Origin of the sequence: Achromobacter marplatensis (assembly GCF_002209535.1) — a bacterium.
GTDB classification, from domain to species: domain Bacteria; phylum Pseudomonadota; class Gammaproteobacteria; order Burkholderiales; family Burkholderiaceae_B; genus Achromobacter; species Achromobacter marplatensis.
This window is the reverse complement of sequence record NZ_NJIG01000001.1, coordinates 236,113-256,920: the sequence shown is the minus strand read 5'-3', so window position 1 is coordinate 256,920 and position 20,808 is coordinate 236,113. Positions and strand designations below refer to the sequence as shown.

Annotated in this window: 18 protein-coding genes; 8 read left to right on the top strand and 10 right to left on the bottom strand. The window is 65.3% G+C overall.

The window, feature by feature from the left end:
* Positions 1-300: 300 nt before the first annotated feature.
* Together CEY09_RS01035 and CEY09_RS01030 are read left to right on the top strand one after the other, a co-directional pair.
* Complete coding sequence (locus CEY09_RS01035) at positions 301-657, top strand: hypothetical protein (protein WP_088587222.1); 357 nt, start codon at positions 301-303, stop codon at positions 655-657.
* Between the two features lie 62 nt (positions 658-719).
* Positions 720-2,501 carry an alkaline phosphatase D family protein gene (locus tag CEY09_RS01030; protein ID WP_088587221.1) on the top strand — a complete coding sequence of 594 codons (1,782 nt, stop codon included), beginning with the start codon at positions 720-722 and terminating at the stop codon, positions 2,499-2,501.
* A gap of 43 nt (positions 2,502-2,544) precedes the next feature.
* Here CEY09_RS01030 and CEY09_RS01025 read toward each other — a convergent pair whose 3' ends face one another.
* The 4 genes from CEY09_RS01025 to CEY09_RS01010 are packed head-to-tail and all read right to left on the bottom strand — an operon-like array spanning position 2,545 to position 4,899.
* Positions 2,545-3,438, bottom strand: coding sequence for a ParB N-terminal domain-containing protein (locus tag CEY09_RS01025; RefSeq protein WP_088587582.1), 894 nt, complete (start codon positions 3,436-3,438; stop codon positions 2,545-2,547).
* A 45-nt stretch (positions 3,439-3,483) separates the two neighbouring features.
* Positions 3,484-4,095, bottom strand: a complete 612-nt coding sequence (locus tag CEY09_RS01020; RefSeq protein WP_088587220.1) for an LON peptidase substrate-binding domain-containing protein — start codon at positions 4,093-4,095, stop codon at positions 3,484-3,486.
* Between the two features lie 9 nt (positions 4,096-4,104).
* Entirely contained in the window at positions 4,105-4,512 is a 408-nt protein-coding gene (locus tag CEY09_RS01015; RefSeq protein ID WP_088587219.1) for a carboxymuconolactone decarboxylase family protein, read from the bottom strand.
* 42 nt (positions 4,513-4,554) lie between these two features.
* Positions 4,555-4,899, bottom strand: coding sequence for a GFA family protein (locus CEY09_RS01010; protein ID WP_006224413.1), 345 nt, complete (start codon positions 4,897-4,899; stop codon positions 4,555-4,557).
* Positions 4,900-4,991: 92 nt separating this feature from the next.
* Between CEY09_RS01010 and CEY09_RS01005 the strand changes: the two genes are divergently transcribed.
* The 3 genes from CEY09_RS01005 (at position 4,992) to CEY09_RS00995 (ending at position 7,165) form a co-directional block, all read left to right on the top strand.
* A complete protein-coding gene (locus CEY09_RS01005) occupies positions 4,992-5,420 on the top strand; it encodes a VOC family protein (RefSeq protein WP_088587218.1) in 429 nt (142 codons plus the stop codon).
* Positions 5,421-5,558: 138 nt separating this feature from the next.
* On the top strand, positions 5,559-6,758 hold the full coding sequence (locus CEY09_RS01000) for a low temperature requirement protein A (protein WP_088587217.1): 1,200 nt from the start codon (positions 5,559-5,561) through the stop codon (positions 6,756-6,758).
* 116 nt (positions 6,759-6,874) lie between these two features.
* Complete coding sequence (locus tag CEY09_RS00995; RefSeq protein WP_006224406.1) at positions 6,875-7,165, top strand: hypothetical protein; 291 nt, start codon at positions 6,875-6,877, stop codon at positions 7,163-7,165.
* A gap of 395 nt (positions 7,166-7,560) precedes the next feature.
* On the opposite strand, the gene CEY09_RS00990 is transcribed toward CEY09_RS00995, so the two are convergent.
* On the bottom strand, positions 7,561-8,418 hold the full coding sequence (locus CEY09_RS00990; protein ID WP_088587216.1) for an IclR family transcriptional regulator: 858 nt from the start codon (positions 8,416-8,418) through the stop codon (positions 7,561-7,563).
* 199 nt (positions 8,419-8,617) lie between these two features.
* On the opposite strand from CEY09_RS00990, the gene CEY09_RS00985 reads away from it, so the two are divergent.
* Together CEY09_RS00985 and CEY09_RS00980 are read left to right on the top strand one after the other, a co-directional pair.
* The gene (locus tag CEY09_RS00985) at positions 8,618-10,255 is read left to right on the top strand and encodes a GMC family oxidoreductase (RefSeq protein WP_088587215.1); all 1,638 of its coding nucleotides are present in this window, start codon (positions 8,618-8,620) and stop codon (positions 10,253-10,255) included.
* Between the two features lie 77 nt (positions 10,256-10,332).
* Positions 10,333-11,673, top strand: coding sequence for an MFS transporter (locus tag CEY09_RS00980; protein WP_006224402.1), 1,341 nt, complete (start codon positions 10,333-10,335; stop codon positions 11,671-11,673).
* A 21-nt stretch (positions 11,674-11,694) separates the two neighbouring features.
* On the opposite strand, the gene CEY09_RS00975 is transcribed toward CEY09_RS00980, so the two are convergent.
* From CEY09_RS00975 to CEY09_RS00955, 5 genes are all read right to left on the bottom strand, one after another.
* Positions 11,695-12,894 carry a M20 aminoacylase family protein gene (locus tag CEY09_RS00975; RefSeq protein WP_088587214.1) on the bottom strand — a complete coding sequence of 400 codons (1,200 nt, stop codon included), beginning with the start codon at positions 12,892-12,894 and terminating at the stop codon, positions 11,695-11,697.
* Between the two features lie 64 nt (positions 12,895-12,958).
* On the bottom strand, positions 12,959-14,035 hold the full coding sequence (locus CEY09_RS00970) for a Bug family tripartite tricarboxylate transporter substrate binding protein (protein WP_234818198.1): 1,077 nt from the start codon (positions 14,033-14,035) through the stop codon (positions 12,959-12,961).
* A gap of 141 nt (positions 14,036-14,176) precedes the next feature.
* Positions 14,177-15,637 carry an efflux transporter outer membrane subunit gene (locus tag CEY09_RS00965; protein ID WP_088587213.1) on the bottom strand — a complete coding sequence of 487 codons (1,461 nt, stop codon included), beginning with the start codon at positions 15,635-15,637 and terminating at the stop codon, positions 14,177-14,179.
* A gap of 5 nt (positions 15,638-15,642) precedes the next feature.
* A complete protein-coding gene (locus tag CEY09_RS00960; protein ID WP_088587212.1) occupies positions 15,643-18,792 on the bottom strand; it encodes an efflux RND transporter permease subunit in 3,150 nt (1,049 codons plus the stop codon).
* Positions 18,793-18,832: 40 nt separating this feature from the next.
* Positions 18,833-20,014 carry an efflux RND transporter periplasmic adaptor subunit gene (locus tag CEY09_RS00955; protein ID WP_088587211.1) on the bottom strand — a complete coding sequence of 394 codons (1,182 nt, stop codon included), beginning with the start codon at positions 20,012-20,014 and terminating at the stop codon, positions 18,833-18,835.
* 214 nt (positions 20,015-20,228) lie between these two features.
* Between CEY09_RS00955 and CEY09_RS00950 the strand changes: the two genes are divergently transcribed.
* Positions 20,229-20,801 carry a TetR/AcrR family transcriptional regulator gene (locus tag CEY09_RS00950; protein ID WP_167389990.1) on the top strand — a complete coding sequence of 191 codons (573 nt, stop codon included), beginning with the start codon at positions 20,229-20,231 and terminating at the stop codon, positions 20,799-20,801.
* Positions 20,802-20,808: the final 7 nt, after the last annotated feature.

The window sequence follows — 20,808 nt, the reverse complement described above, 5'->3', positions numbered from 1 at the left end:
TTCGTGAATTTTGCACTTAAGGGTTATCCCTCATTCGTGATTCGGCGGTTGGTCGCCGCCGTTCGCCACCTTTTATTCGCACCCCGGCCCAGCATCGTTCGCTGAACCGGTCGACGAGCAGCCGGCAAACAAGGCGACAAGGCACAGGGCTGCGACGCGGGGGATTCAACAGCCACCGTGCGCGGTGATATCAGCCATAATCAATTCAACCTGACCCCGCGTGACAGCAGGAGTTCAGTTTTCGCTCCCACATCAACCGGTAGCGGGTAGGCCGTAGCGTACTCAGTGCGGAGTATCTCAATGATGACACCGGAAACGCCAGACGACGACTTGGTACGGACCCGCAGCCACAGGCCACACGCACTGCCCCAGGGCTATCGGGCCGGATTGATTACGGCCATCACGGTATTGCTGGGCTTTTCGCTGGGTTTCCTGCGCTACTGGGGCTTGGACGCGCCGGGCGATTGGAGCGCGCTGTCCGTGCTGCCAGGCGTGTCCTTGTTGCTCGCCAGCCTGCTGCAGATCATTGCGCTTTACCGCGCCTTGCGTTTGGAGGATGAAGCCGAGGATGAATACCGGAAAACCGTGCGATGGTTCATCGCGTCGGCGATGCTGCTGTTGCTGGGCCTGACAGCGGCGTTGTGGGAGGCGGCGTGAATTGCTCGTACCCGGATCGTCAAGGTAGTAGCGAAAGAAATGACTAGCTGAGGAGGCTGATCATGAATGAAAAAGATCTGCTACTGGGGCCTGTGTTGTCGTTCCGTGGTATCGGAAAAGGTGACGTCTGGAAAGTAAGCGCGCTGGTGGGCCTCAAGGCGGGCGCCGTCACCCCTGCACTGGAGGTCGACGGCAAGGCTTGCGCCGCGCCAAAGGAGCTATTGGCCATCAACGGCGAACGCTATCTGCGCTACGACCTGTCCTGCAAGATATTGAAGAACGAGCGCACCGTAAGTTACGGTATTTCAGGTGGATTGACGTGGCGGATGACGGTACCCGGCAAGGATTTCTCGCCGCGCATGGCCTATGTGTCGTGCAATGGGTTTTCAGACCCGGCCGTGATGCGAAAGCTCATCCGGACGTCGGACGCGGTGTGGGAAGACCTGCTCTACAGCCACGACCGCGAACTGCGAAAAGAACAGGGTGCAGGCGAAACCAAGCTGCTGGACAAAGAGCAGTTGTGGCATGAGAAGCGCATCCATGACAAGGGCCTGCAGCGCTTTCATCTCATGCTCATGGGAGGCGACCAGATCTACTTCGACTCGATCTGGGAAGACGTTAAGGCGCTGCGCCGGTGGGTGGCCTTGCCTCGGCAGGCGCAATTGGAGTTCAAGGTCACCAAGGCGCTGGACCGCGAGATCGAGGCCTACTACTTCGGACTGTACAAGCAACGCTGGCTGCCCAGCGAGCGCAAGCCCTGGTCGTCGCCAACGGCCACGCTAGATGCGAGCGCGGCGATGGCGTCGATGCCGACCGTCATGATGTGGGACGACCACGACATCTTCGACGGCTGGGGTTCGTACAGCTGCGAGATGCAGAACAGCTCACTCTTTCAGACGCTGTTCCGCCACGCCCGACGCGCCTTCTGGGTGTTTCAGATGCAACATGCGCTGGACGACCTGCCCCAACAGGAAGACACGACGCCAGCGGGTTTTTCCCGACAAGACCCGCTGCTCCAGCCCATCGTGTGGAGTCAGGTACTCGCCAAGGATGCGTTGGCGCTGCCCCTGCTGGACGGCCAGCCGGGATTCACTTCCGCGTACGCCATCGGGCCGATGACCATCCTGGCGGCCGATCTGCGCACCGAACGCTCGCGGACACAGGTGATGGGCTCGGACACCTGGGGCCAAATCAAGAATTGGACCGACAGCCTGAAATCCGGCAACGCGGGCGCACAACCCAAGAATGCTTGCCAGCATCTTCTGTTCATGTCCTCGGTGCCCGTCGTGCACCCAAAACTGCCCCTGGCCGAGCTGCTGATGGACAAGTTCGGACAAGACCACGTCACGGACAGCAATGCCGACGACTTGAAGGATCACTGGTCCCACGACGACCACGAAGGTGAGCGCAAACGCCTCCTGGAAGTGTTTTCCCAATTGGCGCGCGACAAGAGGATCCGCGTGTCCCTGGTGTCGGGCGACGTGCACGTTGCAGCCTGGGGCACGGCCTACCGCAAGGACCTGCCTGCCACAGAGACTTGGTCCCAGATCCACCAGTTCACCTCGTCCGCCGTGGTTCATCCTTCGCTCATGGGCGTGATGGAGCGGCTGTTTCTCTCCTGGTTGAACAGCAATGCCAAGCAACCTCAAAACATCGACGTGCAGTACGTTGCGGAAGTGATGCCTTTCCCTGGGCACGACAAACATGTCATGGCAGCGCGCAACTGGCTGGCCCTGGAGTTGGACATGGGCTCGGCCGAGGGGTGCAAGTTATGGGCAACTTGGCGATGCGAAACCGAAATCAGCTTTTCGAATCACTTGCTCGCAGTCGCAGCCGTTGCATGAATAAGGGTTATCCCTTATTCATGCTCCCATCCGGTATTCCGCCTTAATCGTCGCCCGCGCTGCCCCCATTGCGCGCTTCCGATAGTGCGATCGTCAGGTGCATCACCTTCTTTTTCAGCTGGTCGCGTTCGTCCGTCAGGCGCGCCAGGACGCCGCGCAGACGCGCCACCTCGGCAGGCAAGTCCGCGATGCTTTCGATCGGCACCTCGGGCGGGGCTTCGCGGGGCGGCGGCGCCTTGGCCAGGCGCACTTCGCGCGCCGCCTGCTGCAGCTCTTTCCTGCCGCCGGCCACGGCCGCCGCCTGACGTTCGGCGGGCAAAGACGCCACCGCTGCGGCGGCATTGATCGAAATCGCGCCCTCTTTCACTGCGCGCACCAATTCCGGCGCGGCGTCTTTCTGGATCTTTTCGATCTGGCCCAGCGTATTGCTGCTGATGCGCGCCGCGCGCGCCAGAGCCTGGCGGCTGGGCACGGGTGGCGTCCAGGAGATGTTCGGCGGCAGGCGTGGCGCGCCGTCGGCGCCAGGAGCATCCTCGTCCCAAGGCGGTGAACCCTCAGGCGATGTGGCGTCAGCCGACCCGGCGTCGGGCGGCGCGCTGCCTTCTGGAGGCGTGCGCGCCAGCAGGATCTCTTTCTTGCGCAGCGCCAGCACGCCCCGCTGGAAGTCCGACACGCTGCGCCGGCCCAGGTGGTTTTCGATCATCCACAGGTGCACGTCTTCCATCGACTTGAACGTGGTGTTCTGCCGGGTCTGGAATTCGATGCCGTGCTTCTGGCAGATGGCGTAGCGGTTGTGCCCGTCCACCAGCAAGTCGCCCCACAACACCAGCGCATCGCGGCAGCCCTCGGCCAGCAGGCTGCGCTCCAGCGCTTCGTGCTCGTCTTCGGTCAAGGGGTCAATATAGGCGCGCAGGCCCTCGTCAATCCTGATATCCATGATGTCCAAAAAGGTTACTCGCCCGGCGTTTGCACCGGCGACCCGCTACGCCAGCCCTTGGCCGCGCAACAAGTCCTGAATAGCCGCCAACCGGGCCTCGGGGTCCGTCAGGCCCAGCAGCCGGGCCTTGTCGTCCGGCGGCAGCGGCAGCAGTTCGCACCAGCGGTCCGCCACCCAGCCGCAGTCGTCCAGCCGGTACGGCGGCGCCAGCGGCATCCGGTCGGCCGGCACGCCGTCCTGCTGCCATTGCGCCACCAGCCGGCCCAGGGCATCGGCGCTGGCCTGCATGGACGCCGGCACCGGCGTGGGCGGATCGTCGGCGATGGGCTCGGTCTGGCCCATCCAAAGACCGTATTTTGCCACCTCGCTGGAAAGCAGCCGGAATCGGCTGGTGCCGATGCAGCGCACCTGCAGCAACGCGGGCATCGGCGCGTCCCAGGTCGCGATGCGGGCCATCGTGCCCACGGGGGCCAGGGTCTCGACGCCTTCGGGCGAACGGACTTCGCTGCCCGCCAAGAGGCCCACCACGCCGAACTCGCTGCCGTCCGCGATACAGCGGCGGATCATATCCAGGTAGCGCACCTCGAAAATGCGCAGATGCAGCACGCCGGCGGGAAACAGCGCATTGGATAAGGGGAACAGCGGGATCAGCGCCATGGTGGCCTCCTACTTGACGTCGAACGCGGCGTCCACCGGCACCTGCATGGCCGTCACCATCGCGTTGGTCTGCGCCGCCATGCCGATGACCGACAGCAGTTCGGCGTGCTGGCCGTCGGTCATGCCCTTGGCCTTGGCCGCCGCCGTGTGGGAATGCACGCAATACGAACACCCGTTGGCCGTGGACACGGCGATGTAGATCATTTCGCGCACCAGCGGGGACAGCTCACCTTCCGCCATCATCACCTGCTTGAGTTGCGCCCAGACGCGCTGCAACTGCGGCGGGTCATTGGCCAGCGCACGCCAGAAATTGTTGACGAAATCCGATTTGCGCGTGGCACGGATGTCCTCGAAAACCGCCCACGCCTCGGGGCTTTTGCGGACATCCTCGTCCGACAGCAATTTGACCGTACTCATGCGCGGGTTCCTTTACGTTGTTGAGGGTTCAGACGCCCGATTTCACACATTGCGGCCATCGTACGGGATACGCGTCAGGGCATTGAGGTCGACGTTTTCCAGGCATCGCGCATTGACCGCCGCGGTCTCTTCGCCCTTGGGGCTGGCCCCGAAACCAAACGGCGCGCAACCGCAATTGGCGCAAAAATGGTGCGCAATCACATGCTTGTTGAATTTGTAGGTGGACAGGCTTTGCGTGGGCGACGTGATGCGCAACTGCGCACGCGGCACGAACCACAGCAAATAGCCTTTGCGGCTACAGTGGGAACAGTTGCACTCCAGAACCTGCGACACGTCGCCATCGACTTCAAATCTGATCTGTCCGCAGTGGCAGCTACCTTGTTGCATGGCCGGGCTCCTTCAAGTCTCACGGGTCGGGCCTTCCATCATAGATCGGCCACGGCTGCCCCGGCACCTGCCCGCCCAACCAGGAAGACACCATGCCCCAACTCTCCGCCTACCTCAGCTTCGACGGCAACTGCGCCGAGGCCCTGCACTTCTACGAGCGCGTGCTGGGCGGCCGGATCGAAGCCATGATCCGCTACGCCGACGCCCCGCCCGAGGCCGCCATGCCCGCCCTGTCCGCCGACGATGCCGAACGCATCATGTATGCACGGCTGGCCCTGGACGAGCAGACCCTGATGGGCAGCGACGCGACCGCCGGGCACCCTTATCCCGGCAAGAAGGGCATGGCGCTGTCGCTGGCCTACCCCACGGTGTCGGATGCGCAACGCGTGTTCGAGCAATTGTCCGACGGCGGCACGGTGACCATGCCGTTGCAGAAGACGTTCTGGGCCGAGGCGTATGGCGCGCTGGTAGACCGGTTCGGCACGCGCTGGATGGTCAGCGGCGGCCGGCAGACCCACTAAGGCCGGTATCGCCTGATCGGCGCGCGCCCCCGCCGTCGCGCCCGCGCGACGTCCGGCGCCGCTTTTGAATCATTGACATTTCCCCGCCCGCGCTCTGCAGTAATCTGGCAGCGCCCCTACCTACCGGACGCGCCCGCCATGAACTTTCTTGCCAGCGCCACGCTGCTTCGCCGCCGGGACGGCCACGAAGCCCGCGTCACTTATGTGGAATTGTTCTTCGACCTGGTGTACGTCTTTGCCGTGACGCAGCTGTCGCACAGCCTGCTGCACGACCTGACGCTGATGGGCGCCGTGCATACGCTGGTGTTGTGGTTCGCGGTCTGGCTGGGGTGGCAGTACACGTGCTGGGTCACCAACTGGTTCGATCCCGACGCCATCCCCATGCGGATCATGCTGTTCGCGGTGATGCTCGTGGGCCTGATCGCCGCCGCGGTCCTGCCCGGCGCATTTGGCGACAACGGCCTGATTTTCGCCGTCTGCTACGCGCTGCTACAGGTCGGACGTACGGCGTTCATCGTGCTGCACCTGGGGCCGAACCACCCGCTGGCCGACAATTTCCGGCGCATGCTGGGATGGCTCGGCATCTCCGCCGTGTTCTGGATCGCGGGCGGCCTGGCCTCGGGCGAAGCGCGGCTGGCGCTGTGGATCCTGGCCGTGGCGTGCGAGTACATTTCGCCGATGTTCGGCTTCCGCCTGCCCGGCATGGGGCGGTCTTACACCAGCGACTGGACGATCGAAGGCGGGCATCTGGCGGAGCGGTGCCAGTTGTTCGTGATCGTGGCGCTGGGCGAAACCCTGCTGATCACGGGCGCCACGCTGGGCGAACACCCGCATTGGGACGCCCCCACGCTGATCGCGCTGCTGGTGGCCTTCCTGGGCACGGCGGCGATGTGGTGGGTGTATTTCGACACCAGCAGCAAGGACGGCAGCAAAGCCATCGTGCATTCCTCGGACCCGGGCCGCATCGGCGCCTACTTCCACTACGTGCACGTGATCCTGATCGCAGGCGTCATCGTGTCGGCCGTGGCCAATGAACTCGTCATCCTGCATCCCGACGGCCGCATCGCCACCCCGGCCGCGGCTGCACTGATCGGCGGCCCCGCGCTCTACCTGCTGGGCAACGGCATCTACAAAACGGTGGTGTACGCGCGCTTTCCGCTATCGCATGGGGTCGGGCTGGTGTTGCTGGCGGCGCTGGCGCCCGTGTCGTATGTAACCGACAACCTGATGGTGGGCGGCCTGACCACGCTGATCATGATGCTGGTGGCCGTCTGGGAAAGCGTGTCGCGGCGCCGCCTGAATAGCGGCGCTCGCCCTGGCCGCGCTGAAACGCGGTGACGGTCACGTGGCCGCCGCGGGAATCCAGGCCGGCGCCCTGTGCGCCCCGGAGGGTAGTGGCGACTGACACGGAGCAACGTAAAATGCCAGGACTCTAGCCTCTACATGCTTCCCTTATGAACCTTGAACGACTGCGCCGCGAATTTCCCGACTTCGACATAACCACCCTGCCGACCCTACCCGAAGGGTATTTGGACACGTCGAGCTACATCGATGCCGCTCCTTCATTCGAGAACAAGGAGCGCGGTTTGAAAGTGTTTGTCGACTACGCCAACTATGCCGACCGCGAATCCGGCAGAAGCCAGCGCTTCTGCGTTTCGCGCTACGACGAGGAAGAGGGCGACTACGAGGACGTCGCCCTGTCGACCAACGATTGGGCCGAAGTCATTCGCTTCCTGAGCGCCTGACGCTGCTGCTCAATCCAACAAACCGCAATCGGGATAGGCCCCTTGCGATAAGTCCGAGATGCGCGTCGCCTCGTCCGCGCTACGCGGCGAGGTCTTCCTGAGGTGCTTTCACCTCTTTTTCCTTCTTCTCCTTTTTTTCTCCATCGTAATGAGACTTGATGGCGAAAAACATGCCCGTGCCCAACACGAGGATCTTGAACGTACCGAAGACGACAGGGACCCAAAAATTCATCATTTCCTCAAAACGCTGCTTCAGCAGCTTTAATTACGGGTCAAATTTTAGCGTCAAGCTCCATACATATTGGTGAAGCGTGCAAATTCAACGCACCGTTTTCGGTAAGCGATTGATTTCTATAGATTAGTATTTTCGCTTCGAATAGACTTCTACCGCTGGCTCAGCCTCCGGGCCGATGCTGAGCCAGCACCTCGTGCAGCGACTGCGCCGCGCGCTGCAACACTGGCACCGCCCGCAGCAGGTCGTCCAGCATGACGCGCGCGGTCGGCGCGTGGCAGGCCACGGCCGCCACTACCCGGTCTTCCGCATCCTTGACCGGCACCGCCACGGCACTCATGCCTCGTACGAATTCCTCGTTGTCGATGCCGATGCCACGCGCCGCCAACCGTTCCAATTCCTCTTCCAGCAACGTGGGATCGGTCAAGGTGCGCGGCGTGTTGCGCGTGAGCGGCAAACGGGCCAGCACGCGGCCTCGCTCCAGCCGGTTCATGGATGCAAGGAATAGTTTGCCGCTTGCCGTGCAGTGCATCGGCACGTGGCTGCCCACCGCGAAGAACAGGCGCAGCGGCTCGGTGGTCTCCACCCGTTCCATATAGATCACGCGGTCGCCGTCCGGGGCCGTCAGATTGCAGGTTTCTCCCAGTGTGCCGGCCAGTTGCGCCAGCACGGCGCGGCATGCCCGCGTGAACGCCGAGGCGCGCAAGGTGGACAAGGCCAGTGACGTGGCCTGCGGCCCCGGCACGAAGCCGTGTTCGGTCGGCGTAGCGGCCACGAAGCCGGCACGCTGCATGGCGGCCAACAGGCGCATCAACGTGGTCTTCGGCATGTCCAGGCGCTGCGCCAATTGCGCCAGCGTGGGCGGATGTTGGGCCCGCGCCAGGTGCTCCAGCACCACCAGGGCGCGCAGCGAACGCGCGGCCTCCTGCTGCACGGCGGGCGTGTCGACCGAAGCGCCGGCAGGCGCCTCTACCGATGCTGCACTGCGATTTTGAAACCGAAGTTGCATGTTCCGTTCCATTTTGCCGCCCCCACGCGTGTTGTGCTTTGCGCGACGCGCCCGCTTCCTAGAATCGCCACAGATCCCCAGCCGAATGCAGCGTCTCTGGGCGCTGCCGGGATCGACCCAGTATATAAGTGCGCCCCGCCGCGGCAAGCAGGGTAAACGCGCCGTCCCGCCGACGTGGCGCAGGCGGACGACAACAGGGAGACAAGGCAATATGTCCGACACCGTGGATGTCATCGTGGTTGGCGCCGGCTCAGCCGGATGCGTGATGGCCAACCGGCTGAGCGCCGACGGCGCACTGTCCGTGTGCCTGCTGGAAGCCGGCCCCAGGGACCGCTCCCCGTGGATTCATATCCCCATCGGCTATGGCAAGACGATGTTCCACAAGGTGGTGAACTGGGGCTATTACACCGACCCCGACCCCAACATGCTGGGCCGGCGCATTTACTGGCCGCGCGGCCGCACGCTGGGCGGATCCAGCGCCATCAACGGGCTGATCTACATTCGCGGCCAGCGGCAGGATTACGACGCTTGGCGCGACGCCGGCAACCCGGGATGGGGCTGGGACGATTGCCTGCCGGCCTTCCGCAAGCTGGAAAACAACGACCTGGGCGTGGGGCCCACCCGAGGCGTGGACGGCCCCTTGAACGCCACCTCCATCAAAACGCCGCATCCGCTGGTAGAAGCCATGATCGCGGCGGCCGGCACGCAGGGTGTACCGCACGTGCAGGACTTCAACACGGGCGACCAGGAAGGCGTGGGCTATTACCAGCTGACCACGCGCAATGGCTGGCGCTGCTCGACGGCAGTGGCCTATCTGCGCCCGGCCGAAGGGCGTCCCAATCTGCGCGTGGAAACCGGCGCCCACACGATGGCCGTGCTGTTCGAAGGCAGTCGCGCCTGCGGCGTGCGCTACCGGCAGGACGGTCAGGTGCGCACGCTGCGCGCACGGCGCGAAGTGGTGCTGTGCGCGGGCGCGCTGCAATCGCCGCAACTGCTGCAACTGTCCGGCGTCGGGCCGGCCGCGCTGCTGCGGCAGTTCGGCATCGGCGTGGTGCGGGATCTGCCGGGCGTCGGCGAGAACCTGCAGGACCACCTGCAGATCAGGCTGATCTACGAAACCACGCGGCCCATCACCACCAACGACCAGTTGCGCACGCTGAGTGGCCGCGCCCGCATGGGGCTGCAGTGGCTGCTGTTTCGCGGTGGGCCCCTGGCCGTCGGGATCAACCAGGGCGGCCTGTTCTGCCGGGTGGACCCCGCCAGCCGCACGCCCGACACCCAGTTCCATTTCGCGACCCTGTCGGCCGACCTGGCCGGCGGCAAGGTGCATCCGTTTTCGGGTTGCACGTATTCGGTCTGCCAGTTGCGCCCGTCTTCGCGCGGCCAGGTCCGGCTGCGCAGCGCGGACCCGTTCGAGGCGCCTTCCATGCAGCCCAATTACCTGTCCACCAAATTGGACCGGCGCATGACGATCGCCGCGGTCAAGTATGCGCGCGCGCTGGCCGCGACGGAACCGCTGGCCGGATTGATGAAGCGGGAATTCCGCCCCGGGCTGGACGTGCGCACGGACGACGAGATCCTGCACTTCTGCCGGGAGTACGGCGCCACCATCTTCCATCCTTCCGGCACCGCCAAGATGGGACCGCGCAGCGATCCAATGGCCGTGGTGGACGAGCGCCTGCGCGTGCACGGCGTGGCCGGCCTGCGGGTGGTGGATTGTTCCATCATGCCCACGCTGGTTTCCGGCAACACCAATGTACCTGTCGTGATGCTGGCCGAACGCGCAGCCGGATTCATGCTGGAGGATCTGAAGGCAACGCGGCGGCAGGCCGAGCTAGTCGCCGCGTAAGGCACGAGCAACCCCCGCAGGAAAGCATGGCGAGCGGCAACGCAGAGTGCCCCGCCCCCCCATCAAAGGAGACTGGAATGGCCAAGCAGAACGAAGCCGCAGTACGCCGTGTCGTCACCGCGTCGCTGATCGGCGCCACGATCGAGTGGTACGACTTTTTCCTCTACGGTGTCGTGGCGGGCATCGTATTCAACAAGCTGTACTTTCCCACCGGCGACCCGCTGGTCTCGACCATGCTGGCCTACACCACGTTCGCCGTGGGCTTCGTGACGCGGCCGCTCGGCGGCCTGATCTTCGGCCATTTCGGCGACCGTATCGGCAGGAAAAGCATGCTGGTGATGACACTGATGATCATGGGCGTGTCCACATTCCTGATCGGTCTGGTGCCCACCTACGACAGCATCGGCGTCTGGGCGCCCATCCTGTTGCTGCTGCTGCGCGTGTTCCAGGGCATCGGACTGGGCGGCGAATGGGGCGGCGCGGTGCTGATGGCGTATGAATACGCGCCGCCGGGCAAGAAAGGCTTCTACGCGTCGCTGCCGCAGATCGGGCTGGCGATCGGCCTGTGCCTGGCTTCCGGCACCGTGGCGCTGCTGTCCACCTTGCTGACCGACGAGCAGTTCATGGCCTGGGGCTGGCGCATCGCCTTCCTGGCGTCGGCCGCCATGGTGCTGGTGGGCATGTACATCCGCCTGAACATCAAGGAAACGCCCGAGTTCACCGCGGTCAAGGAAAGCAACGCCGAAAGCCGCATTCCCTTCTTCGACATGCTCAAGCGCTACCCGGGCAACGTCTTCAAGGGCATGGGCGCCCGCTACATCGACGGCGTGTTCTTCAACGTGTTCGGCGTGTTCTCGATCTCGTACCTGACGCAAACCGTGCAGATCACGCGAACCGAAGCGCTGACGGGCGTGATGGCCGCGGCCCTGGTGATGTGCTTCTTCATCCCCTTCTTCGGCAGATTGTCTGACCGCATCGGCCGCACCCGCGTCTACTTCTGGGGATCGCTGATCACCGCCGCGGCATCCTTCCCGGGCTTCTGGCTGATGCTGCACAGCGAAGGCAGCGTGATGCTGATCTGGCTGGCGATCATCATCCCGTTCGGCATCTTCTATGCCGCCGTGTATGGTCCCGAGGCCGCCCTGTTCTGCGAGCTCTTTGACGCCAAGGTGCGCTACACCGGCATCTCGTTCGTCTACCAGTTCTCGGGCATTTTCGCCTCGGGCATCACGCCCATCATTGCCACCGCCCTGCTCAAGACCGGCGGCGGCCAGCCGTGGCTGATCTGCCTGTACGTGCTGTTTGCCGGGGTGGTGTCGGCGCTGTGCGCATGGCTGATCGGACGCGGCCGGCCGGCGGACGAGCCCGCCAGCCACCCGGCGGCGCCCCTGCCCCGAGCGGGGTTGCGCAAGGCCTGAGCGGGGGGTGCGGCGCCGTACTTAAGCGCGCGGCGGCCGCGCAAACCAGGCTTCGGCCAGCTTCACGAACGCGCTGGCGCCGATGGGCAGCAGCGCGTCGTTGAAGTCGTAGCTGGTGTTGTGGACCAGGCACGGCCCCTCGCCGTGGCCCAGCTCGCGGTGCCCGCCATCGCCATTGCCGATGAAGCAATAGCTGCCGGGCACCGCTTCCAGCATGAAGGAGAAGTCTTCCGCCGCCATGATGGGCGTCTGCGCCAGCAAGCGCTCCTGGCCGACCACCTGGGCCAGCGCGTCGCGCATGAAGGCCGTCTCGGCCTCGTGGTTGATCGTGGACGGATAGTGGCGCGTGAAGACGAAATCGCATTCGGCGCCGAACATGGCGGCCACGTGCTGCGCCACCTCGCCCATGCGCCGCTCGATCAGATCCAGCGTCTCGGCGGTGTAGGCGCGCACCGTGCCGCCCAGTTCGCAGGTGTCGGGGATGACGTTGACGGCCTCGCCCGCCCGCAGCGTGGTCACGGAAATGACGGCCGTCTCAAGCGGCTTCTTGTTGCGGCTGATGATGGTCTGGAAGGCTTCGATCATCTGCCCCGCCGCCGGGATTGGATCGATGGCCAGGTGCGGCATGGCGGCATGGCCCCCCTTGCCGCGTATGGTCACGTGGAACTCGCTGTTGGATGCCAGCACCGGGCCCGGCGACGACGCGAAACAGCCCTCCGGGATGCCCGGCATGTTGTGCATGCCGAACACGGCCTCCATCGGGAATTTCTCGAACAGGCCGTCACGCATCATCTCGCGCGCGCCGCCGCCGCGTTCTTCGGCGGGTTGGAAGATCAGGTAGACGGTCCCGTCGAAATTGCGATGGCGCGCCAGGTACTGGGCTGCGCCCAGCAGCATGGCGGTGTGGCCATCATGGCCGCAGGCGTGCATCACGCCCGCGTGCTTGCTGGCGTGCGCGAACTGGTTCGCTTCCTGCATGGGCAGCGCGTCCATGTCGGCGCGCAGCCCCAGTGTGCGCGACGAGGTGCCGTTGCGGATCACGCCCACCAGGCCGGTCTTGCCGAAGCCCCGGTGCAGCTCGATGCCCCAGCTCTCCAGCAGCTCGGCCACCCGTTGCGCAGTGCGGTTCTCCTCGAACGCCAGTTCGGGATGGGCGTGGATGTCGCGCCGGACGTCTCGAATGGCGGGGGCGTTTTCAACAATCTCTTCAATCAGGTTCATGGCTACCGGTGCCGGCTCCCCGCAGGGAGCCGTTGATTCCAGGGTTGGAGGGAAAGGATGAGGATCAATCGGGCTTGATGCCCAGCTTGCGCAGCACGGGGCCGGTGGCCTCGCGCTCGTCGGCGACGCGCTGCGCGAAGGCGCTGGCTTCCAGATGGTACGGCAGCGAGCCGTGGCTGGCGTACATTTGGCGCATGGCGCCGTCCTGCTGCGCGCGACCGATCTCGGCGTTCAGGCGCTTGACGATGGCTTCCGGCGTGCCCGCACGCGCGGCCAGCCCAAGCCACACCGCGCCTTCGAAGCCGCGGAAGTCCTGCTGCGCCAGCGTCGGCGCGCGGCCAAAGGCGGCATCGGGCACCGCGTCGCTGATGGCCAGCACGCGCAGGCGCCCTTCCTTGACCATCGGTTCGACCAGCGCGGTGCCGGCGAAATACATCTGCGTATCGCCGGCAAGCACCGAATTGAGCGCGCCCGTACCCGTCTTGAACGGCACGTGCATGATGTCCACGCCGGCCTGTTCGCGCAGCATTTCGAATAGCACATGTGGCGGGCTGCCATTGCCCGAAGACGCATAGTTCAGCCGGCCCGGCTGCTGGCGGGCCAGCGCGAACAACTGCGCCAGCGACTGCGCCGGCACCTTGTCGTTGACCGTCAGCGCCATGGGGATGACGGCCAACGGACTGACGGGCACTACATCGCGCACCGGGTCATACGTCAGCGCGGGAAAGATATAGGGATTCCACACCAGATGGGCGTTGGTGACGAGCGCCAGCGTGTATCCGTCGGCGGGCGCCGACTTCAGTTGCTGCATAGCCAGCAGACCGCCCGCGCCGGGCTTGTTTTCAACGACGACAGGCTGGCCGAATGCGTTATGCAACCGCTCGGCCAGCGGCCGCGCGAACAGGTCAGGCAGGCTGCCCGGCCCGCCGTTGACCACAATGGTCATCGGCCGGGCGGGCCAATCGGCCGCACTGGCGGGCACCGCGGCCGCCAACGCCGCGCAAGCGGCCAGACCGCCGCAGGCACGCCGTAACCACGAACGCCAGAACCCGGCGCCGCGTGCCGACTGCGCACGCCCGGCACGCGGGGACGCCGCGCGGGATAGCTTCCGGCACGGCCGGCTGTCGCTTGGACGTATCACTGCTTGTCTCCTCGTGCGCCTGCCGCCGGCGAAAAGCCAGGGAATGGCAGCCGGCTCTCTGGCGGCGCTTTTTTTCTACGATAAGCAGCATAAATCTCGACGTCAATATCTTTTATCGAGATTTTGGAAAATAGGGCTAAATCATCCCTCCCCGGCTCCCGCAGCCGCGACCGGCGGCCGTTCGCCCGGCCAGCCGCCGCCCAAGGCCTTGAACAGGCTTGCCAGGGCCATCTGGCGCTGGGTGCTGACCTCGATATAGCTCAGTTGGTCGGTAAACGCGCTGCGCTGAGCGTCCAGGTAACGCAGATGGCTATCCACGCCGCCACGGTAGCGGGCTTCCGACAGGCGCATGGCTTCCAGGCTGGACTCGGCCAAGGAGCGGCGCGACGCCTCCTCGCGCCGCAGGGTGTCGGTGGCCGCCAACGCGTCGGCCACTTCCTTGAACGCCGTCTGGATGGTCTTTTCGTAGGCCGCGACCGCAATGTCCTTACGCACGTGCGACAGATCCAGGTTGGCGGTATTGCGGCCGCCCGCGAAGATCGGCAGCGTGATCTGCGGCGTGAACGACCAGGCGCGCTGGCCGCCGTCGAACAGGTTGGACAGGTCGGCGCTGGACGATCCGAACAGGCCGGTCAGCGAAATGCTGGGAAAGAACGCCGCCCGCGCGGCACCGATGCTGGCGTTGCGCGACTGCAGCTGATGCTCGGCCGCCAGGATGTCGGGCCGGCGCTCCAGCAGTTCAGAGGGCGCGCCCGCCGCGATTTCTTGCAGCAGCACGGGGGAAGCCGCCAGTTGCTGCGGCAGGTAGGGTCCCAGGTCGTTCACGCCCACCAGCAGCGCCAGGGCGTTGCCGGCCTGCCGCACTTCGCGGTCCATGCGCTCGAGTTCCGCCCGCGCCTGCTCGGTCAAGCCCAGCGCTTCCTGGTAATCCAGCGCCGTGGCCGCGCCGGCCTGGCGCCGCTTGACGATCAGTTCCAGCGACGATTCGCGGCTGGCCAGCGTCTGGCGCGTGACCAGCAGGCGGCGCTGCGCGCTGTCGCGCGTCAGATAGGCCTGGATCACTTCGGCCACCAGGCTGATCCGCGTGCTGTGCGCGGTTTCCTCGGTTGCCAGGTATTCCTGCAACGCGGCGTCCGACAGGCTGCGCACGCGACCGAACAGATCGATCTCGAACGAGGTCAGCCCGATTCCCGCCTGGTAGGTGCTTTGCACGCCGGCGCTGCCGGTACTGCTCAAGTCGCCCGGCACCCGTTGGCGCGTGCCCGTGCCTTGGGCGTTGATGCCCGGCAGGCGGTCCGCGCGTTCGATCCGGTACTGCGCCCGCGCCGCTTCGATGTTCAGCACGGCCTGGCGCAGGTCGCGGTTGTTCTCAAGCGCCAGCGCCACCAGTTGCCGCAGCGGCGCATCGGTCACGAACGACTGCCAGTCCAGCGTAGCCGCCGCCGACGGCGCGGCCGGCGCGGCCGGCTGATTGAACTGCGCCGGATACTGCGCGGGAATCGGCGCATCGGGCCGCTGGTGCACCGGCGCCAGTGAGCATCCCGCCAGCACCGCGCTCAGCGCCAGGGCGCCCAGGCGCAAGGGGAAATAGGTTTGCATCATGAGTCTTACTCCTCGGCCGTGCGCGGGGCCGGCAAGGGTTCGGATGCCGGCCGGCCGCGTTGCTTCGACACCAGCGACAGCACCCACACAAAGAAGATGGGCACGAAGATCACGCCCAGCAGCGTGGCGGTCAGCATGCCGCCGATCACGCCTACGCCCAGGGCACGCTGGCTGGCGGCGCCCGCGCCGCTGGCCAACGCCAGCGGCACCACGCCCAGGATGAACGCCAGCGACGTCATCACAATGGGGCGGAAGCGCAGCTTGGCGGCCTGGATGGCGGCGTCCATCAGCGAATGGCCCTGCTCGCGCAGGCTCTTGGCGAACTCCACGATCAGGATCGCGTTCTTGGCCGCCAGCCCGATGATGGTGATCAGGCCGACCTTGAAGTACACGTCGTTCGACATGCCCAGCACCGTTACCGCCAGCACCGACCCGAGCGCGCCGATCGGCACGATCAACATGACGGACGCGGGGATGGCCCAGCTTTCATACAGGGCGACCATCAAAAGGAACACCACCAGGAACGCCAGCGCGAACAGCATCGGCGCCTGCGCCCCGGCGAACTTCTCCTGGTAGGACAGGCCCGTCCATTCATAGCCGATGCCGCTGGGCAGTTCCGACACGATGCGCTCGATCTCGGCCATCGCCTCGCCGGTGCTGCGCCCGGGCATCGCGTCGCCCGCGATCTTGAACGCCGGATAACCGTTGTAGCGCGAGATCTGCACCGGGCCGTTCTCCCAACTGGTCTGGACGAACGCGCTCAGCGGGACCATGCCGCCCGACTTGTTGCGCACGTTCAGCATCAGGATGCTCTCGGGCGTCATGCGGTCACGCACGTCCGCCTGCACCACCACGCGCTGCAAGCGCCCGGCGTTGGCGAAGTCGTTGATGGTGGCGGACCCGTAGGCCGACGAGATCGCCGTGCTGATCGTGTCGAACCCGATGCCCAGCGCTTCCGCCTTCTGGCGGTCGATGTCCAGGCGCAACTGCGGCGCGTCGGCCAGGCCTTCCATCATGGCGTAGGCGATCACCGGCGAACTGTTGGCCTTGGCCAGCAGTTGGTTGCGCGCGTCCGTCAGGGCCGCGCGGCCCAGGCCACCGCGGTCTTGCAGGCGCAGCGCGAAGCCGCCGGAGTTGCCCAGGCCGTCGATGGGCGGCGGGTTCACCGCCATGATCGAACCATCGTCGATGGCCGTAAAGCGCGCGTTCACGCTGTTGGCCACGTCGCTGGCAGCCTGGCCCTTGCCGCGCTCGGACCAGTCCTTCAGCGTCGGGAACGCGATGCCGGCGTTCTGGCCCGTGCCCGAAAAGCTGAAGCCCATCACCGTGAAGGCGTCGCCCATCGCGTCCAGCGACATCAGGTGCTGCTCGACGTCCGCCACGACCTTGTCGGTGCGGGTGTGGGTGGCCCCGGGCGGCAACTGGACGTCGACGATCACATAACCCTGGTCTTCCGGCGGCACGAACGATTCCGGCACGCGCACGTACAGCACGCCCAGCACCGCCACGATCGCCACGTAGATCACCATGTAGCGGCCGGTGCGCTTGACCAGCCGCGTGTTCAGCGCCTCGAAGCGGCCGGTCAGGCGGTTGAAGCTGCGGTTGAACCAGCCGAAAAATCCTTTCTTTTCATCGTGATGGCCCTTGGGGATGGGCTTGAGGAACGTGGCGCACAGGGCGGGCGTGAACGTCAGCGCCAGGAAGCCCGAGAACAGGATCGACACTGCCAGCGACAGCGAGAACTGCTGGTAGATCACGCCCACCGAACCGCTCATGAACGCCAGCGGCAGGAATACGGCGGACAGCACCAGCGTGATGCCGACGATGGCGCCCGACACCTGCTCCATCGCCTTGATCGTGGCCTCGCGCGGCGGCAAGCCTTCTTCGGCCATGATGCGTTCCACGTTCTCGACCACCACGATGGCGTCGTCCACCAGGATGCCGATGGCCAGCACCATGCCGAACATCGTCATCATGTTCACCGAGAAGCCCAGCACGGACATCACCGCGAACGTGCCCAGCAGGCACACGGGCACAACGATCGTGGGGATCAGCGTGTAGCGGATGTTCTGCAGGAACAGGAACATCACCAGGAAGACCAGCACCATCGCCTCCAGCAGCGTGTGCACGACCTTTTCAATTGCCACGCTGACAAAGCGCGACGTGTCGAACGGCACCGAGAATTCCACGTCTTCCGGGAACGAGGCGGACAGCTCCTGCAGGCGCGCCTTCACGGCCTTGACCGTATCGATCGCATTGGCGCCGGGCGCCAGCTGCACGGCCGCGCCGACCGACTTCTTGCCATTCAGGCGCGTTTCAAAGTCGTAGCTCTGGCGGCCCACTTCCAGGCGCGCCACGTCCGCCAGGTGCACGGACGAGCCGTCGTCGTTGGCGCGCAGCACGATGCTGCCGAATTCTTCCGGCGAATCCAGCATGCCTTTCACGGCCAGGGTGGCCGTCAGTTCCTGCTCGGCCGAACCGGGACGGCTGCCGAAGCTGCCTGCGGGCACCTGCACGTTCTGGGCGGCGATGGCGGCATTGACGTCGGCCACTGACAGGCCCAGGCCCAGCAACTTCTGCGGGTCGATCCACACCCGCATGGCGGCTTCGGCGCCGAAGAACTGCACCTTGCCCACGCCGTCGACGCGACGGATTTCGTTGTTGATATGGCGCGCCGCGTAGTCCGACAGGCCCACCACGTCCTTGTGTGCGTCGTCGCCCTTGTAGGTCAGGGCGTAGATCATCAGGAAGTTCGAGCTGGCCTGCTCGACCTGCAGGCCCTGCTGCGTCACGGCGGACGGCAGGCGGGCCTCCGCCTTCTTGATGCGGTTCTGCACGTCGACCTGGGCCAGGTCGGGGTCCGTGCCCGGCTCGAACGTGACGGTGATTTCCGCGCTGCCGCTGGAGCTGCTGGACGACTCGTAGTACAGCATGTGCTTGGCGCCGTTCAGCTCTTCTTCGATGACGCTCGTCACCGAATCGACCAGCACCGAGGCGGAGGCGCCCGGGTATACGGCGGCGATGGTCACCTGAGGCGGCGCCACCACCGGAAACTGCGAGACCGGCAGCGACGGAATCGCCAACAAGCCCGCCAGCGAAATGAAGATGGCCACCACCCACGCGAAATTGGGGCGGCCAATGAAAAACTTGGACATGATCTATCCTTGCGAAGGCATGGGGTGCGCGGGCGGACGGTCAGTTCGCGGCAGAGGCGGAAGCCTTGCCGGCGGCCGCGACCTTGGGCTCGGCCGCCGGCGTCACGCTGACTTTCTGGCCGGGCACGGCGGCGTTGACGCCGCCCACGATGACACGGTCGCCCGCGTTCAGGCCCTCGACGATGTGCCAGTCGCCGCCGCGCATCGTGCCGGTCTGCACCAGGCGGGACTCCACGACCTCGTCCTTGCCCACCACCATCACCTGCGGCTTGCCGTCGGTGCTGCGCAGCACGGCGCGCTGCGGCACCAGGATGGCTTCGGGGTCCACCCCTTGCCGCGTCTGCACGCGCACGTACATGCCCGGCAGCAGCAGCACGTCGGGGTTGGCGAATTCGCCGCGCACGGACACCTGCCCCGTGGTCCGGTCCACCGCGATGTCCGAAAACAGTAGGCGCCCGTTGCGCTTCTGGTCGGTGCCGTCGATGGTGAGGGAAATGGCGGCGCCCTCGCCCTGCCCCAGGCTGCCGTCCTGCAGCGCGGCCCGCATGCGCAGCATGTCCGCCACCGGCTGGGTGAAGTCCACGTAGATCGGGTCCAGTTGCTGGATCTTCGCCATAACCGTGGCCTCGTTCTGGCCCACCAGCGCGCCTTCGGTGACCTGGGCGCGGCCGATGCGCCCCGAAATCGGCGCCTTGACCGTGGCGTAGTCCAGGTTCAATTGCGCGGTTTCCACGTCGGCCTGCGCCGAGCGGCGCGCGGCCTGGGCGCTCTTGAGCGTGGTGGTGGCGGTGTCGAAGTCCTGCTGGCTTACGGCTTCGATCTTGACCAGCGGCGTATAGCGCTTGACGATGGCCTGGGCGTCCGACACGGCGGCATCCGCCTTGGCCAGTTCGCCCTGGGCGCGCGACAACGCCGCCTTGAACGGGGCCGGATCAATGCGGAACAGCACGTCACCCGCCTTCACGTCGGCGCCTTCCTCGAAATTGCGGCTAAGCACGATGCCCGCCACGCGGGCGCGCACTTCCGCCACCCGCATGGGTTCCACCCGCCCCGGCAACGCGCTGGTCAGCGCGTAGCGTTCGGGTTGCACCGCCAGCACCTGCACGGCGCGGGGTTCGGACGCCTGCGAATGCGCGTCCTCTCCACCCCCGCAACCTGCCAAAACGATCGACATCACCAACGCCGTCAGGGGCCACTGCCACCTGGTCTGATTCTTCAACATAGCAACCCCCGCCCGCGGCGTCCTGAATTCAACAAGTCGCCGATGCTACCCGATTGCTTAATTTGAATCAATAACGATTCATTTGATTCTGTGAAGTTGATTGCATGACGCTTAACAAGTTTTTACTTGCCAACTTCGCCAAAGTTTGTACAAAGTGAATCACGCATGATTCAATAACGCCTGATGAAGTTCCATGACAGAACAGGGGCAGAAAATGTCTGACGAGGCGGGGCACGAAAAACTTCTGGTGGCGTTGGCGATGGCAATGGTCGACCAGCCCAGGGGCACCCTGCAGGAACTGGCGAAAGCCGTGGGCGTGAGCAAGGCGACGCTATACCGCTTCTGTCAGACGCGGGACCAGCTGGTCCTGCGACTCACGACGCATTGCGCCCACGTCATGAAGAAGGCGCTGGCGGACTCGCATCTGGATACGGCGCCGCCGCAAGAGGCGTTGCGCAACCTGATCCATCAGAATCTGGCGCACAAGGAATTGACGGCTTTCCTGATGTACAACTGGAAGCCCGACAACGAGCAGCAGCCCGACATCATGAACAGCTGGTCGGGGTATCAGGAATCGCTGGACGCGTTCTTCCTGCGGGGGCAGCGCGAAGGCGCCTTCCGCGTGGACATGACGGCGGCGGCGCTGACGGAGATGTTGTTCGGCGTGCTGACCAGCATGGTGGACGCCGAACGCCGAGGACGCGTCGCCCGCCTGGGCATTGCGTCCGTGGTCGAGCAGATGATGCTGCACGGCATTGCTGCCGAACCGGTCCGCGCCCCGGCCTGAGGCGCGC